General features: G+C 39.7%; 13 protein-coding genes. 3 read left to right on the top strand and 10 right to left on the bottom strand.

What is annotated here, in order from left to right; genetic code table 11:
- The first annotated feature begins 148 nt into the window (after positions 1 to 148).
- Entirely contained in the window at positions 149 to 1,198 is a 1,050-nt protein-coding gene (locus AABM38_RS12235) for a M42 family metallopeptidase (RefSeq protein ID WP_423406680.1), read from the top strand.
- A gap of 248 nt (positions 1,199 to 1,446) precedes the next feature.
- On the opposite strand, the gene AABM38_RS12230 is transcribed toward AABM38_RS12235, so the two are convergent.
- The 5 genes from AABM38_RS12230 to AABM38_RS12210 all read right to left on the bottom strand — a co-directional run bounded on the left by AABM38_RS12230 (position 1,447) and on the right by AABM38_RS12210 (position 8,333).
- Positions 1,447 to 2,238, bottom strand: coding sequence for a class I SAM-dependent methyltransferase (locus AABM38_RS12230; RefSeq protein WP_423406679.1), 792 nt, complete (start codon positions 2,236 to 2,238; stop codon positions 1,447 to 1,449).
- A 5-nt stretch (positions 2,239 to 2,243) separates the two neighbouring features.
- Positions 2,244 to 2,738, bottom strand: coding sequence for an NUDIX domain-containing protein (locus AABM38_RS12225; protein WP_423406678.1), 495 nt, complete (start codon positions 2,736 to 2,738; stop codon positions 2,244 to 2,246).
- Between the two features lie 174 nt (positions 2,739 to 2,912).
- Positions 2,913 to 3,974, bottom strand: coding sequence for a DUF3900 domain-containing protein (locus AABM38_RS12220; protein WP_423406677.1), 1,062 nt, complete (start codon positions 3,972 to 3,974; stop codon positions 2,913 to 2,915).
- Positions 3,975 to 4,053: 79 nt separating this feature from the next.
- Positions 4,054 to 7,191, bottom strand: coding sequence for an AAA family ATPase (locus AABM38_RS12215; RefSeq protein WP_423406676.1), 3,138 nt, complete (start codon positions 7,189 to 7,191; stop codon positions 4,054 to 4,056).
- Positions 7,188 to 8,333, bottom strand: coding sequence for an exonuclease SbcCD subunit D (locus AABM38_RS12210; protein WP_423406675.1), 1,146 nt, complete (start codon positions 8,331 to 8,333; stop codon positions 7,188 to 7,190). The genes AABM38_RS12215 and AABM38_RS12210 overlap by 4 nt, the downstream gene beginning before the upstream one ends.
- Positions 8,334 to 8,733: 400 nt before the next feature.
- Here AABM38_RS12210 and AABM38_RS12205 point away from each other — a divergent pair, with 400 nt between their 5' ends.
- Positions 8,734 to 9,576 (top strand): STAS domain-containing protein, encoded by an 843-nt coding sequence (locus AABM38_RS12205; RefSeq protein ID WP_423406674.1) that lies wholly within the window; start codon positions 8,734 to 8,736, stop codon positions 9,574 to 9,576.
- A gap of 115 nt (positions 9,577 to 9,691) precedes the next feature.
- On the opposite strand, the gene AABM38_RS12200 is transcribed toward AABM38_RS12205, so the two are convergent.
- From AABM38_RS12200 to AABM38_RS12190, 3 genes are all read right to left on the bottom strand, one after another.
- Positions 9,692 to 10,666, bottom strand: a complete 975-nt coding sequence (locus tag AABM38_RS12200) for a hypothetical protein (RefSeq protein WP_423406673.1) — start codon at positions 10,664 to 10,666, stop codon at positions 9,692 to 9,694.
- A gap of 142 nt (positions 10,667 to 10,808) precedes the next feature.
- The gene (locus AABM38_RS12195) at positions 10,809 to 11,009 is read right to left on the bottom strand and encodes a cold-shock protein (RefSeq protein ID WP_023614341.1); all 201 of its coding nucleotides are present in this window, start codon (positions 11,007 to 11,009) and stop codon (positions 10,809 to 10,811) included.
- A gap of 395 nt (positions 11,010 to 11,404) precedes the next feature.
- Entirely contained in the window at positions 11,405 to 12,652 is a 1,248-nt protein-coding gene (locus tag AABM38_RS12190) for an ATP-binding protein (RefSeq protein ID WP_423406672.1), read from the bottom strand.
- Positions 12,653 to 12,951: 299 nt separating this feature from the next.
- Between AABM38_RS12190 and AABM38_RS12185 the strand changes: the two genes are divergently transcribed.
- A complete protein-coding gene (locus AABM38_RS12185) occupies positions 12,952 to 13,734 on the top strand; it encodes a hypothetical protein (protein ID WP_423406671.1) in 783 nt (260 codons plus the stop codon).
- Positions 13,735 to 13,770: 36 nt separating this feature from the next.
- Here AABM38_RS12185 and AABM38_RS12180 read toward each other — a convergent pair whose 3' ends face one another.
- Positions 13,771 to 14,664 carry an alpha/beta fold hydrolase gene (locus AABM38_RS12180; protein WP_423406670.1) on the bottom strand — a complete coding sequence of 298 codons (894 nt, stop codon included), beginning with the start codon at positions 14,662 to 14,664 and terminating at the stop codon, positions 13,771 to 13,773.
- 224 nt (positions 14,665 to 14,888) lie between these two features.
- A complete protein-coding gene (locus tag AABM38_RS12175) occupies positions 14,889 to 15,806 on the bottom strand; it encodes a thermonuclease family protein (RefSeq protein ID WP_423406669.1) in 918 nt (305 codons plus the stop codon).
- Between the last annotated feature and the right edge of the window lie 384 nt (positions 15,807 to 16,190).

Genomic DNA, 16,190 nt, shown 5'->3' with positions numbered 1-16,190 from the left:
TCCGTAACAAAATATGAAAGGATTTGGTTAGAGATGACTTTTATAAAAAACTTCATTTGTACAGCAAGGTATAAAATTGATTACTTTGCTTCATAAAAAAAGATTATAATAATAGTTATATGAACGTTTTTAAGAGAGGAGTTTTTCCATGACTTATCCAAACACAGAAGAGACCCTGAATTTATTGAGAGCTTTGGTCAGTATCCCAAGCCCATCAGGAAATACAAATGAAGTGATTACATATGTTGAGAATTACCTAAAGGAATTAAATGTTGATACAAAGAGGAATCGCAAGGGTGGGTTGATCGCGACTTTACCCGGCAAGGATCAGCAGAACCACAGAATGTTAACTGCCCATGTAGATACACTTGGAGCGATTGTTAAAGAAATCAAGCCTAGCGGCCGCCTTAAGCTCGATTTAATCGGCGGCTTTAATTTCAATTCCATTGAAGGTGAGTATTGTGAAATTGAAACATCTTCAGGGAAAAAATTCACTGGCACTATTTTAATGCATCAAACTTCAGTTCACGTCTATAAAGATGCTGGAAAAGCTGAACGCAATCAAGATAATATGGAAGTACGTCTGGATGAAAAAGTGCATAATGCTACTGATGTAAAAGCATTAGGAATTGAAGTAGGCGATTTTGTCTCATTTGACCCGCGTGTTCAGATTTTGCCAACAGGTTTCATTAAATCCCGTCATCTTGATGACAAAGCGAGTGTAGCGATCCTGCTTCAGCTGATCAAACAGGTAAAGAAGGAGAATATTGAACTCCCTTACACTACACATTTTCTGATTTCCAATAACGAAGAAATCGGATATGGAGGCAACTCCAATATTACCCCTGAAACAGTTGAGTATCTTGCTGTAGATATGGGTGCCATGGGCGATGGGCAATCGACAGATGAGTATACTGTCTCAATCTGTGTGAAGGATGCGAGCGGACCGTATCATTATGAACTTAGAAAAAGGCTTACACAGCTTGCGATTGATCATCAAATTGGCTACAAGCTCGACATTTATCCATACTACGGGTCAGATGCATCTGCCGCGATCCGTTCAGGAAATGATATTATCCACGGATTAATCGGCCCAGGCATTGATTCATCACATGCCTTTGAAAGAACACATAAAGATTCAATTGATAATACAGCTAAGCTTCTTTATCATTACGTGCAGTCTGAGATGATTTTATAAGATAGCTCTGTTAAAACTGAATGTTGATTTTAAGACCTGTTGATTGTAGTGGAAGGCGCGTAGACTCCTGCAGGCGTAGCTGGTCAGGTGAGACCCCGCAGGAGCGAAGCGACGAGGAGGCTCAGCGCCAGCCCTGCGGAAAGCGAAGCGCCTGGAACGAAAATCAACAGCCTTGGTTAACAGAGCCTATAAGATAAAAGGTGACCATTCATTCGTGAATGGTCACCTTTTTGAATAGATAAATTTCTTTAGTCAATTGACAGCTTCACTGCTCTCGTCGCGATGAAGCATTTGATATACTCGTCTAACGGTCTTCTGCCGCCAAAATCATCTTCATAAAAGCCAGTAATCACAAAGCCAGCTTCTATTTGTCCCTGAATTTGATCCTCAAGCGTATGCCCGAACTCTATCGTCCTATCTGAATTCAGATAGGTCGCAATTTGTTCATCGGTTAAGTTGTCGAGTGAAGATGATGGTATGGAGTTTTTAACGATCAGATTCCCTTTCATATCTTCCTCATCATCAAAAATGAAAAGAAGAGGATTCGTAAAGCCTGATATAAGAATTCCATTCTTTTTTAGAACACGTGAAGCTTCATTCCAAACCTTTGAGATCTCCTCAACGAATAAGTTCGCTACAGGATGTACGATGATATCAAACTGCGAATCTTCAAAGCAGGATAGGTCTGTCATATCTGCAAGTCGCGTTTTTAGCATTAACCCATCTCTTTTAGCGACAAATTCATCCTGCTCTAATTGTTTTTTCGAGATATCTACAACAGTTACATCTGCTCCTGCTGCAGCCAACAAGGGACCCTGTTGGCCTCCTCCAGACGCAAGGCACAGTACTTTTAATCCTTTCAGGGAAACTGGAAACCAGTTCCTTGGCACCGGCTTGCCTGTTGTCACGGTTATTTCCCAATCCCCAGCCCTGCTTTTCTCAATCATTTCTCTAGATACAGCTTTCGTGTAGACAGCCGCTTCCTCTACCTTCTTATCCCATGCAAGGCTATTTTGTTTTACAATATTCAAAGTCCTCATCCTTCCTATCCAGGAAAATCCAAAGAACAAATTAGGATTTCCTCATATAATTCATGCCAATCACGATAATATTTTTTTATAGTGCAAGGGTTTATAAAAATACGCTCAGCTGATTCATATTGAGCGTGAAATTCATGGATTTGCGTTATATCCATGCGATAGAAAACCTGATACCCCACCATTGGATATTTGCTGCCTTCACTCCAAATTGGATTTTCAGAATGATCGACAATGATATATCCTATTTGTTTACATTCCCCGGATACATATCCTTCTTCCATCACTTCCCGCTTAAAGCCTTCCTCCGCTGATTCACCTGGTTCTAGATGTCCACCGGGAAAATCCCAGCCACGTTGGTCTAAATTCACTAACATTAAATCATGCTCATAAAAACAAAAACCGTGTACACTTGTAATGAGTTCGCGAGGAGGAAGCTTTCGTTCACTTAACCAAGTTAATTTAATGATTGATTCTCCCCAATTAACATATGTAGTGCTCAATGTTTTCCCCCATTTTTGAGAATTTTGCTTGCTTCATAGCTGAATCTAATTGGCGGAGAGTCCCTACCATTCCTTTCCAATTATACTCAAATTAACTATTCTATGACAATAAAAAAAGCCCCCAATGTAAAATTGAGAGCAAAGGTAATAAATTTTAGATTTAATAATTTGAATCTACCCTTTTTGTCTGATCCTTTCCACTACAGTTGCGACCTCATCAGGCTTAACAAATTCAACCGGTGAAAATCCTTTTTCAAAAACAACGGAGTCTGCTTCGATCATAAGTACATATTTCCCGTTCATTTTAGCAAGATGAATACTATCGCCAAAGTCCGCAAGCAAGCCCTTTACCGATACGTGGTCGAGTTTCATCTTAAGTTCTAGCTCAGGTGTATGCTCGATCAGCTGAGCCGCTGCTTCGATAACCTGCTCTGGTTCGAAGCGTTCCTGCAGCTCGCGTTTTTCACTGGCAGCCCATATTTCCATTGCGTTCTCAAGCTGTTCTCGTTCTTCACTTTCTGGTTCGAAGGTTTCTTCCATGTGCCCTCTTACCATTTCAATTACTTGAGTCTTCACGATTTCTGGCATCGACTGTCCATACTCAACGTATTTCAGGAAATCCTCGAAATAGCGGGCATGTGAGGCCTGGTTGATTTTCAGTTCATTATCCTGAATCATTCCTTCTTCAGGCATGTAAGGATACTGGATTGATTTCATGTTTTTCGTCGTGATCGCCATTTCAACCTGGCGGATCAAGGTAGACTCATCAGAAATTGAAGCAACTTTGGGTTCGAAATCACATTTCAAAATAAATACGAATGAATCATCAAAAAACTTGCGAAGCTTAGCGCGGGCAACAATAAAGACACCGCCGCGCACTGCACTCGTATCCACATAAGCGATCGCGAATTTTTCACTTTCATTCTGGAAAACTTCCTTTGATTCCGCGAAACGAACTCTGTGGAAAAGATTGTAGTTTGGATTGGAAGTGAGGTCATGACCTTCTTCAACAATGAAGTAGCCTATTTTTGTAGGCACTTCTTCCGTTTTTGGATGGCGTTCAACCTTCCGTTTCACAATTTTAGCAAACTCTCCATCAAGGAAATCCTTCAAGGAGCTATTCTCATATTCTTCTTCATTCAATGTCTGGAAATGTTTATATCTTTTGTCAGCCTGGTCACCTTTTCCTTCAACCTGGACGACATAAAATGATAGATTCTGCACTTCAAATTCCATGTTCAATCTCCCTGCTGCTGTATTTCTTCCATCCATTAAAATACAGCATCATTTAAAATATGATGCTATATTAGACGAATCAATTCATTAAATGAAATTCTGTTTTACTACCTGTTTGGGTAGAGATGACCTCTAGCCGTGCGTCGATTCGTTCCTTCAGTTCCGGTACATGGGAAATGATACCGACAAGGCGGCCGCTGCTCTGAATATCGATGAGTGCTTCAATTGCCTGATCTAATGATTCAGGATCAAGAGTACCGAAGCCTTCATCAATGAACATTGTTTCCAGTGAAACCCCGCCTGCATAGTTTTGAACAACATCAGCAAGGCCCAATGCCAGTGATAAAGCTGCTTTAAAGCTTTCTCCGCCTGACAGTGTTTTAACATGCCGTTCCTGGCCGGTATAGGCATCCAGCACAAGAAGCTCAAGACCGCTTTGGACGTTCCCTTTAGAACGATCTGTTTTACGCAGAAGTCTATAACGTCCACTTGTCATCTTATTAAGCCTAACATTTGCTTCAGCCAGAATATCATCCAGGAAGGCTGCCAGCACAAAGCGTTCAAAGGTAATACGGTATGTGTTCTGTCCTTTAGAAATTTCATAGAGGTGCCCTACAAGCTTGTACCGTTCTTCAAGCATCTTCATCTGCTCATTCAATGACTCAACCATTTCCAAAATGGCTTGATTATCACGCTTTTTCAGATTCAAATCCTGACAGATTTCATCTGCTTGTTTAATTTTCTCGTTAAGCTCTGCAAATTCTTTTTGGAGACTTTCAATATCTGGCTTTTTTACTTTTTGTAATATATTTGACATTTCAGTATATCGGTCAGAAACGGATCGAAACTCTTCACGATAATTACGTATATCCATTTCAAGCTTTTGAATATCTCGTTCATCTTTTTTCGCTTGATGGTAAGCTTGAAAATTTTCGAATCCCTGGGCGTTCATCTTATTCTTGAAAACATCTCGTTCAGAAACAAGTTCAGCATTCTTTTCTGTAAGCCGTTTTTCTGCATCTTCTCCACGTGCCTTTTCTGTTCCCAGCTGTTCCTTCGCATCCTGAAAATTTTTCCTGGCTTGTTCAAGCTGATGTTCAAGGTACTGCTGCAAGTCACTTGCATCTTTAAGCTTCTTTTCATAAGCCACAATTGATCGCAGGTCTTCTGGTATTGTTTCTGTCATTCTTTCTAATGTCGTCTTCTTTTCTGTATATTGAATCACCATCTGATGATAGCTTTCTTCTAACGTTTTTAACTGCAGCAGAAGCTTCTCTTTGCCTTCTTCAATTCTCTTAATTTCAGATGTTGTTTTATCAAGAGAATTCACCTTGATAGAAAGCTGACTTTGTTCTTTTTGAAGCTTCTCTTGAACACTTTGTATTTGCAAGATCACATCAGCAAGTTCGTCGGTTTTGAAATCAGGGCGGAGCTTTAGGATTTCTGCGATCAGTTCTTCGCCAGCCGTGGACAAAGATTTAAGGTTTGCTTCTGCTTCAATATACCCTTTTTCAGCGAATCTTTTTTCCTTATCCAGTTTCGATGCCTGTTCCCTGGCTGCCTTTAGATCTTCCTCTGTTGGTATAAAACCGTCGTTTGCAGATGCTGGCTGAGGATGATGCTCAGAGCCACACACTGGACAAGCTGTTCCATCGTGAAGAGCCGCTGCCAGTACAGCCGCCTGAGAGTGAAGCCATTTTTGCTCCAATTCTTCTACGGTTGCTTTCCCATCCTCGAAACGGGCATTAGCGTTATTAAAGGCAGACTTTTTCTGAGAAAGAGAATGACTGGCCATATTCACTTTATGATTATAAGCTTGCATTTTTTTTAGCTTGTCCAGCTCAATACTGAACTTTTCAATTTTCCGGTCATTATCCAATAATGAGAGTTGAGCCTTTTCTGCCGTTTCTTTTTCAGCTTGCAAAACCTTTACACGCTCTTCCGATGCCTTAAGAGTGGATTCACCCTTCTCTCTCTCTTGCTTAGCAGCTTTAAGCGAAAAAGATAATCCCTCGACAGTTTTAGCAATACTCGCGAATGCCAGTACATCATCTTTCATATTTTCGAGTTTGTTCATTTGTTCCGCTGCTGCTTTACGTTCAGGTTCGCGGTCAAGATGTTTTTGATGTTCTTTCTCAGCCTGATCAACCTTATCAGTAAGCAGGGTTATTTTTTTGGAGATTTGCTCCGCTTGTTCCGCAAGGCTATCGCATTCAGCCTTTAAACGATGGCAAAGCTGTTCCTGAGTTGCAAGCAGTGCAGCTTTCTTAGCCAAATCTGCTTCATTTTCCTTCTGTTTAAAACTTTCCTGCTGTCCCTCCAAATTTTCTTTTTTCAATCGGAGATCTTCCAGGGTTTCCAGCTGCTTAACTGTAGTTTGAGCTTCAAATAACCGCTGCTGCTGCATATCACGTTCCCTTTGTCTTTCTGCTCGCTGAATGTTCATTTTTTCAAGCTTCAAGCCCATTGCTACTATTTCTGCCTTTAAAAGCGGCATGATTAAGACATCATTCACACTTCCAGCTTCAACGTATTCTTTAAGCTCATCATTTTCTTCAGCCTTAATGGCACGGATAGCTGAGTTTCTTTTATCTACCTGGTCCTCAACTGATTTCTTTAGGACCGTCGCCTCTTCTTTGAGTTTTTCTTCCACTCTTTTATAAATTTCAGTGTGGAAAAGCCTTTGCAGGATGACTTCTTTATCCTTGCTGTCTGATGTCAAAAGCTTGCGGAATTCTCCCTGGGGAATCATCAGGATTTGCCGGAACTGGTTACTGTCGATAATCATGATTTCCTTGATTTTTTCATCCACTTCGCGAACATTGGATGCTAGCAGTTGCGGGTCTCCGTTCACGTCAAGCAGATAAAGTTCTGCCTTAGCACCCAACATGGTAAAGCCGTCACCGCTCTTCTTTTTCTTTTCCTGCTGCGGAGACCTCGTTATTAAGTATGTTTTTTGGCGGAGTGAAAATTCCAGGCTGACTTCGGTCAGTAAATCATCATTGGCAAACTGACTTCGCAAATCGGCTCCATTCCTGTCCTCACCTGATGCTTTCCCATAGATTGCATAGCTTATCCCATCAAAGATTGTTGTCTTCCCAGATCCCGTTTTCCCTGAAATGACAAACATCGTCCTGTTTTCAAGTTCCCTGAAGTCAATCGTTTCAGTATCCGCATATGGTCCAAAAGCCTGCATGGTTAATTTAAGAGGTTTCATTTTACTGCGTCCTCCTTAAGCACCTTATCAATCACGCCAGCCATCAGCCCGCGCTTATCATCGGTAAAATCGGCAGTCGTCATTTCTTGATAAAATTGCTCAAACAATTCGAGTTCCGATTTCTTTTCTTCCCTGATGGAAGTAAAGTTCTGCTTGTGCTTTTGGTCAATGGATTCGATTTTCCTTTCAAGATGCAGAACGTTAGGAAATACATGGCGCAGCTTCCCCATTGGATCAATCAGGGCTCCGTCATCAAGTAAGGTGACTTTTAAATAATCGTTCGTATTCTCTTTTTCATAAAAAGAAGGATCAAGGAGCTGGTCAATATGGCCTTCGATTTCGCGCATATCCAGTTTGGGCTGCAGGGTTCGATACCGCATTTCAAACCCGCCCTTCTCATTCATTTCTACGATAGAAATCGACTTACGCTGCTTCGCTTCTGAAAATGAATATTTTAAAAGTGACCCTGAGTACTTGATTTTGTCATGTTTGATCGCGTCAGGACTATGGAGATGGCCTAAAGCAGTAAAAGAAAAAGGATTAAACAGGTCTTGTGTAACACAGCCAGACCCTCCAACCGATAATGTTCTTTCCGAATCACTGGTATCCCCGCCAAGGACAAAGGCATGTCCAACAAGGACATTCGCTTCATTCGGATTTAGGTTTTCCTCAATTTTGCCAATGACTGCTTTCATCGCGTCCTGATGCGAATGAATCGAAGGATCGTCCAACAAATGGCGGACAAGACCTGGCTCAGCATATGGAACGAGGTAAAAGTTCACCCCGTTTATATGAACCGGTTTAAAGTCGTTTGTTAATTTACCAGAAAGATAGAAATGGCTGTGACGATACCATGAGCTTCCGAAAGATAGCCGTTCCGCACTGTCATGGTTGCCTGAAATAGCCACAATCGGTGTGTTCAGCTGAACATTGATTTTGAAAAGTACTTCATCAAGCAGGTCCACCGCATCGGTAGGCGGGACAGATCGGTCATAGAGATCACCTGCAATTACAACAGCATCCGGCTGTTCCTCTGCGACCAAATCGACGAATTGATTCAATACCTCGCGCTGATCATCGGTCATATACATCCCATGAACAAGCTTTCCCAGGTGCCAGTCACCAGTATGGATAAATTTCATTCCAATCCCCCCTGTAATCAAAAAATTATTTATATAGTAGGTCATTACAAGATCATTTTTACAATGCTACTATTATATCAGACTCGTATTTTCAATGTGCATTTAAAAACAGGAAACCGGACGGAACATTTGTTCTTATTCTATCAAATTTCACGATGGAAATCTACCTAAATTTTCCTTTTCACTATGCAAGTATTAATAATTAACTTGGTGGTTAATGAATAAAGCCGGCAGTATGGTTTTTACATGATTCTCCCCCGTGTAAAGCGAGTGCATGAGCGGATATCTCCAAAAAACTTTATTAAAGTTTTAAATATAATTTGCCCATTAAAAATTGACTTTTCTCATCAAGTCTTAAACAATGTAGATAGTAAATCAATGAAAAAGCTGGGGAGAAAATATGAATACAAAAGCTGATGCTTTATACCAATTCCTTGTCGAACATGCTACAGACTTTACGGACGACTGGCTAAAGAGACAACAGATTAATACAGGCTCAGATTATTCTGCTGATGCTCCTCCTGAGGTTATGAACAGGGTAAAAGAACAAAACTCTCATTATGTTAGACTGGTTGCAAAGTCCCTATTTCAGACAGAAGATGAGATGAAAGAAACCATATCTGCTTGGACGAGCCAGACGGCAGCGGACAGGATTAAATCAAATACTCAGCTTACGGAAGTTGCGTGGAACTCAGGTGTTTTTCGTCGTGTTTACTGGGAATACATCCAGAAGTTTGTTAAACAAACAGATTTAGAAATCACCCTTGAAGATGTTTTCATGTGGGAAAAGAAATTAAACTATACTCTTGATTATGTACTTGAAACTTTTATTATTTCTTTTATGGAAATCATGATGAATCGTCTTTCTTCACAAGCTTCACTCATCAGGGAACTCAGTGCTCCAGTAATAATAATAACGAAGAATGTAGGACTCCTTCCGCTTATTGGAGAAATCGACACGACAAGGGCAAGGGGGTTAATGGAAACAACCTTGACTCAGAGTGTTCAGGCTGGTATCAATACTTTAGTTCTCGACCTATCTGGTGTTGTAATGGTTGATACAATGGTTGCGCATCAAATTTTCAAATTGATGGATGCATTAAAGCTTCTAGGTATACAATCGATTATGACAGGAATCAGGCCTGAAGTGGCTCAAACGGCAGTACAGCTGGGTTTGGATTTTTCAGGGATCATGACTGCTGGAGATCTGCAGCACATCATTAAAAAGCTACTACTCAACTAATAATTTTTAATTCGATGGTTAGACTAATTTTCTTATTTTTAGGATTGCTCACATAATAAAAACAACCTGCCGGGATGAATCTGGCAGGTTTTATTTTTTTATCAAAAAGAAAAAATCATGAGCAGCCTCCGCCGCAGCTAGAGCAGCTGCTCGACGAACAGCTTGAAGAGCAGCTGTGACCAGAGCAACTGTTCCCATCGTGGGAATCATGACTGCTGTCACCCGTTCCGCAAAAAACCGCACTGCACCCTGACGTGCCTTGAGTTTGGCTGGCATAGGCGTAATCTTTTGCGTACAACCAGTAATCATCAAAATAATAGTACGAATAAAATACCATGCACATGGATAATGTGGATAAATCTCCGTATCTTGCTGGACGAGTGAATTTCCCTTTTTTATGTTTGATATACATTTCCTCTGATTCAAGGATCTGCTTTTTTAACTGGCGAATTAAATAATTTACCAACTCTTCATTCTCATTATTCACTTTAAAATATCGCTGTTTTAGCTCTTCCGCATTTAATGCATAAACATTTTTTAATACAGTTGGATCCATTGGATTTTGGAAGAAGGCGCCCCATGCCCTCCATGTATACTCTGTAACCTCAAACATCTGTGTAAATACCCAATCGAAGAAGGCACGTTCCTGAGGTGCTGGTTCCGGTTCGAGATTTGGTGTATGGTGCAGCATCTTTCCCAAATATTTATTCGAAAAAACCTCATATTGTTTTGTGAACATTAGCATTTCATGCCAGATTTCGTCCACCTTCACGCTGAACATCGGTGTATTTTTCATGATGGAATTCAGCAAAAAGTACCGTTTCAATTCAAACATTCTCCACTCAAACTCATCCTCACTGACTTCGGGATGTTCACTTAAAAAACGGATTTTTACCTGGTTCACATATTCGTATGAAAGCGCATGTTCTAGTTTTGATCGTAATTTTTGTGAAGGTACCTCATTAAGGAAGCCAAGATTTTCAGGTATATTTTCCTTCAGTAACGCCTTACGATGATTTCCCTTTTTTTTATAAAAAGCAATCGAGACGAGGATGGCTACTCCTGCTGTGGAGGCTAAAAATATCATCATTTCATGTACCCCCTATTTATATGGTAAAAATGATTTATTGTAGATACGATTAGAATAAGGAAAAAGTTTCATGCGAACTGTAAATTATATGTATATAAAAAAGTCCAGCCAAAAGGCTGGACTATAAGGTCAAATATGATAATTATAGTTTAGTAACGTTAGCAGCTTGTGGTCCACGAGCACCTTCAACAACTTCGAAAGATACTTCTTGGCCTTCTTCTAATGTTTTGAATCCTTCAGTTTGAATTGCTGAGTAGTGAACGAAAACGTCGTTGCCATCTTCAGCTTCAATGAAACCGAAACCCTTTTCTGCATTAAACCATTTAACTTTACCGTTTTTCATAAAAGAAAATCCTCCTAAATCGGCCGAACAAGCCATGATTTAAATTTAGCAAATCACAACGTTTAGTTCCTCTCTACTTGCCTCATTCAAACGTTATCAAACATTAGAACAAGCAAATTGCATAATGCCTAACACGTGCAAATTGCTACTTTTAATATAGCAACTTTGGATATAAATGTCAAGAAAAGACAAACTTATCAATCTGCTTCTCTGTGAAAAATTTTAGCAAAATATACTGTCCAGACTGTTTATTTTTTAACCTAGTTTATATCGTTTAAAGTTGCGCTCGATTACATGGAAGACGGCCTTTTCCAATGGGCCAGTTCTCACCAACTCCATTTTAATGGAATATGTAATAGAAAAAGAATCCTTCTGACTATACAGAAGGATTCCTCTTACTTTTCTGTCTGGTTAGAGAACTTCATATGAAAAGTCGTTCCCTTTCCTGGCTGGCTTTTTATTTCCACTTTCCCTCTCATTGCCCGGATGATACTGAAGGTGACCATCATTCCAAGTCCAGTTCCCTGCTGTCCTTTTGTTGTATAGTAAGGCTCGCCAAGTCGGTTAATTTGTTCCTCGGTCATCCCGATTCCATTATCTGATATAAGGATATGTGCCGTATGCCCCGTAAGGAAGGTTTGTACTGTGAGTTCGCCGCCATCTGGCATTGCTTCAAAACCATTTTTAATGAGATTGATGAAGCCTTGTTGAAATTTTGAACGATCTCCAGAAATAATCAAACCAGGTGTATACTTACGGTTGATCTTGATATCATTTAAATTAGCGAGTGGCTTTAGGACATTCAATACATGATTCAGCTCTTTTTCCACATCGATTTCTTCGACTTTTTCAAAAGCAGGCCGGGCAAAAGTTAAATAATCATTAATAACCTCCTCTGCTCGATCAAGCTCACTCACAGCAATCTGGATGAATTCCTTTTTCTTTTCTTCTGGATAGGATTGTTCCCCAAGCAGCTGCAGAAAACCCTTTACTGTCGTCAAGGGGTTCCGTATTTCATGAGAAATCGCTGCGCTGAGATGACTTACAGCCTCTATTTTATCCGCTTTAGCCAGCTTTTGGCGGATCAGCAAGGATTGGCGAATTGTTTCAATTGAGTAACTTATAAGTCCTGAAGTGATAGCTGGAATCACAAGGAAACTGATCCATGCCTCCGGATGTGTGATTGGTTCAGTAATAATACCGATTAATTGCATCAGCACCATAGATGTGATCACCGTGACCAGTATGGAAACTCCTACCCGTTGATTGAGTGATAGGCTTGAAAACCAGCTATGCATCCAGGTAAGTAGAAATGCCAGAACGGTGAAAACTCCCGCAGATGTCCAAAAACCATCATTAATTCCCATGAACCCACGCATGATGATGGTCACCCCAGCAAGCAAAAATCCTTGCCCTGTATACAGGCTGCCAAGAATCATTGGCACCTGTCGCAGATCAAAGCGTATACCGTCACTTGTTTCGATTGAAAAAATAAAACAAATCAAAATCGATAATATAAAATAAAGTATTTGCAAGCCATTCCTGTTCTTTTCAGATGCCTGTCTCTCAATAACCAGCTGTGTAAAAAACAGCAGTACAATTAATAGCGACAGATTCAGGAGTAAATGTTTAGTAATTTCCACTGCAACACCACCATATGTATTCACTAAGATACTAATATAATCCAGTTGCAAGCACAATCAAATTCCCTGCTCATACGAGATTTATCTATTCAAAACTCTGTAATTATTTTATATTGATATAAAAAGTAAATCTGAGAGGTGCCTGATGTTGACGTGGATATATATCGTTCTGCTATTATTCATCATTGATTTTAAAAGACAACACAGTAAAGGAAAGAGATATATAGAACAAAATTTGCATGGAAAATCTCTATCCAATACAGTAATAGCCATAGGATTGGTACAGGAGAGTTTCGAGAATGAAAAATAAATGGGTTCCTTATGTATTCGTTATAATAGCTGTTGTAATAGCTTTTTCACTTGACTTGTTTCAATCAGATGGAGATGGTAAAAACAATGGTGGATCAACCACTTTTGCAAAGGTTCCAGAGGTTCAGCTTCTGATTTCTGGTGAACCTGTTGAGTATAAATCAGGAATTTTTGACTGGATTGAACAAGGGACTGGCATTATTATCGACCAAAATGAGCCGCCCATTATGTTCCATGATATACAGTCCCTTACAGTCAAGCCCTTCAGTATACTTGACATTTCTTTTTCAGAGGAACCAGATCATGCTGAAATAGCAGTCTTCCAGGCCAATTATGATTTAGAACAAGGGATTTCTGAATTCAACAGCCTGATCAAAAACCAATACACCTTTAATAATTATCCCGGTACTCGGACAGTCATTATACGTGCAAGTTACGGGAATCAAGAATTCCATTATACATTTCCAGTAATAATAGAACAAACGATTTCTTACCAGCATCAGCTTGCTGAGGAAAAAGGAAAATTAGCTGTATTAGAGATCCACGATGACAGCCAGAAACAGGATAACTGGTCCCTTGAAAAGGTAACAAATACCTATATACACAAAGCTCAGTCCAGGACAGCAAGAAGTGTTGAGGAAGCTCAAGCGATGTTCCCCGAATTGCAGATCACCTCCCTGCCATACTATGCAGTATTTAATCATGAAAAAGTATTATATCAGATGAACGACTCTGAAGAATTTGTAAAATTGTTAAGAGTTGTTATTCCATAAAAATAGGATGGCGGGCATCGCCATCCTTGATATTTATTAAACTTTTTGCAGCTGTGTTCCAAGAAACTCTCGAACGACTGCAGCAGCTTTGTCTGGAATCTGCATCCAAACATATGCGTGCAATGATTGATCTAAAGGAGTTATTTCGTATGATTTCAGTAAACTGGAAAAATAGTAGAGATTCTGCTTTGTTTTTAAATCGCTCCACTCAGCTTCGCTTGGCATAAATAAGACAGGACAGCGGATTTTCTTGTAATATTCCTCGAACCTCAAGTCCCAATAGCTTTCCATATATTCATTCCTGACATGGTTTTTGTAGAAATGGACATACTGGCCGGCATCCGTCTCTTCCATACAGCTCTCTATGAAGATTAAAAAATGCTCATTCCAAATCCCTTGTTTCTCCAGTGGATTTTTATAATAAAGGATATACTCTTCCTTGTTTGGAAAAACAATGTCCTTTCTTTCAGAGAGTTGCTTTCGAAGCTTATCTTTTTCTTGTTTAATTTCAACATCATTTCCGTCTATCAAACCATATTCTCCAAACTCATTTGTCAAAGCTCCCTCACAAACAAGCGATTCTATTAGTTCTGGATGTGCAGCAGCAAGGCCTAAGCCAACTTCTGCACCCATAGAACTGCCGACAACATGACATCGGGTGACTTTAAATTCCATTAATAAAAGATGAAGATCCCCGGCCAAATCATCAATATGGTAGCCAGAACCTGGCCGATCAGATTTTCCATGGCCGCGTAAATCAGGGATAATCAGGTTAAAGTCTTCTTGAAGGTATGGTACAACTCCACTCCACATTGCAGAGGTCCCACCGCTGAAATGCAGTAAAAGCAGAAAAGGTTTTTGATCGTTTACTTCTGTATATTTCACGTTTAAGCAGATGGAATTCTTCAATTTTAAATTTTTTTCCAACACGATTTTTTCCTCCAGCAGGAATTTTAATTTTTTAATATTCCGAAATCAGTTCTTGATAATAAAATACCACAGCCGCAAGCTGTGGTATACAATTGATCGTTTTATTCAGATTTTTATGTTAAAACCTATTACAAATCATCCTAAGCAGGGTTAAGCTGCATAGTAAGGGATACTGAAGAACAGGCATGAAACAATTGAACCATCTTTTATCATCGTTACTTCCCCTATCGCCATTTCCTGATGAGGTAAAAGAGCAACGCAAACATTAGTATTGCAAGGAGGGACCAACCCTTCATTCCAATGCTTTCAGATTTTGATTCTTCTGCTGTTTTTTGATCTTGCTTTCCTTTGCTGGCTTTTTCATTAGTTTGTTCTTGTTTTCGTGGCTTTGTTGAAGCATACATCCCCTTGTGATTTGAATTGGCGTAGTCCATGGCCTCCCAAATGCGATTTTCATATTTGTAGTTTCCATAGTCGTAGAAATCCTCGACCAATCCCGCCTTTGTAATTACTTCCTGATGAAGCTTATCCCCTACCCATACCCAAGCCAGCAGACGGCCGTACTTATCAAACAAATTGCGGCCATCAGTTTCAAGTGTAATGTTGCCTTGGTTCAATAATGAACATGTGAACTCAGCTGCCTCTGGACCAAACGGTTCTATTGCGGTCGTGCTCTCTGGCGTATCGATATATAAAAAGCGAGTTTTATAATCTTTTCCATTAATGTTAAATACCGCTGTATCTCCATCAATACAATCCACTAGTTTCGCAGGATATGTTTTTCCGAGCTGTGGTATTCCTTTCGATGGGGACGCAATTGAAGTGCTAGGAGTCTGTTCAGAGTTTTGTACTGTACTCCCTGCTTTCGGAAAATTATATCCTTCAAGTTCTACTTTACTTTCATTTAATTCTTCTGCACAAGCATTGCTGTTGTACTGCATGATTAACTTGATTAAGTCCTTCATATTTGATGCGCTTTTAGCAATTTGGGTTGGCTCATGGAGTTGATAGGCACAATCCCCACTGCGAAAATGACCACCAAGCTCGTCAAGCCCTCCATTATGAGCTGATGCATTTTCAGGCAAAAACAAATATGCAATGATGATGAATGCCGCTAATGTATAAAATTTTGCGCATTTCATTGACGGTCCTCCCTTTAAATTATATTAATATATCAAATTTTCCCAAGAAAATTCACCCTGCTACTATGCCGGTATTTATATAAGGATTGTGCTGAATTTTTGCCTAAAAAGGCAACTTGGAGTCAATAACTTGTCTAATTCAAATAATACTACTTATTATCTTTTCTTGCTCAATTTACAATTTTTGCTATTAAACCTAGAATTATCCTATCGGTATTGAACCTAAATCAAACTCGCAAATTTTCATTCAACTTAATTAAAATAAGTGATACTTACTCAAAAAATTTCCCAACCTATCAGTTCGACAAAAACCGATCTATTTGTTGCAATGTTCAGAATATTAAAGTATAACTATGTTAATCTACTAATTTTTATTAGCTAGAG

It is taken from the genome of Heyndrickxia sp. MSNUG, assembly GCF_049532715.1.
In the GTDB taxonomy this organism is placed as follows: domain Bacteria; phylum Bacillota; class Bacilli; order Bacillales; family Cytobacillaceae; genus Mesobacillus.
This window is presented reverse-complemented; position numbering and strand designations above follow the sequence as displayed.

What these genes read in the sequence shown, in the direction of transcription:
- AABM38_RS12235 (WP_423406680.1), top strand. Translation starts at nt 149, where the DNA reads ATGACTTATCCAAACACAGAAGAGACCCTGAATTTATTGAGAGCTTTG.
- AABM38_RS12230 (WP_423406679.1), bottom strand. Translation starts at nt 2,238, where the DNA reads ATGAGGACTTTGAATATTGTAAAACAAAATAGCCTTGCATGGGATAAG.
- AABM38_RS12220 (WP_423406677.1), bottom strand. Translation starts at nt 3,974, where the DNA reads ATGGAATTTGAAGTGCAGAATCTATCATTTTATGTCGTCCAGGTTGAA.
- AABM38_RS12215 (WP_423406676.1), bottom strand. Translation starts at nt 7,191, where the DNA reads ATGAAACCTCTTAAATTAACCATGCAGGCTTTTGGACCATATGCGGAT.
- AABM38_RS12210 (WP_423406675.1), bottom strand. Translation starts at nt 8,333, where the DNA reads ATGAAATTTATCCATACTGGTGACTGGCACCTGGGAAAGCTTGTTCAT.
- AABM38_RS12205 (WP_423406674.1), top strand. Translation starts at nt 8,734, where the DNA reads ATGAATACAAAAGCTGATGCTTTATACCAATTCCTTGTCGAACATGCT.
- AABM38_RS12200 (WP_423406673.1), bottom strand. Translation starts at nt 10,666, where the DNA reads ATGATGATATTTTTAGCCTCCACAGCAGGAGTAGCCATCCTCGTCTCG.
- AABM38_RS12195 (WP_023614341.1), bottom strand. Translation starts at nt 11,009, where the DNA reads ATGAAAAACGGTAAAGTTAAATGGTTTAATGCAGAAAAGGGTTTCGGT.
- AABM38_RS12185 (WP_423406671.1), top strand. Translation starts at nt 12,952, where the DNA reads ATGAAAAATAAATGGGTTCCTTATGTATTCGTTATAATAGCTGTTGTA.
- AABM38_RS12175 (WP_423406669.1), bottom strand. Translation starts at nt 15,806, where the DNA reads ATGAAATGCGCAAAATTTTATACATTAGCGGCATTCATCATCATTGCA.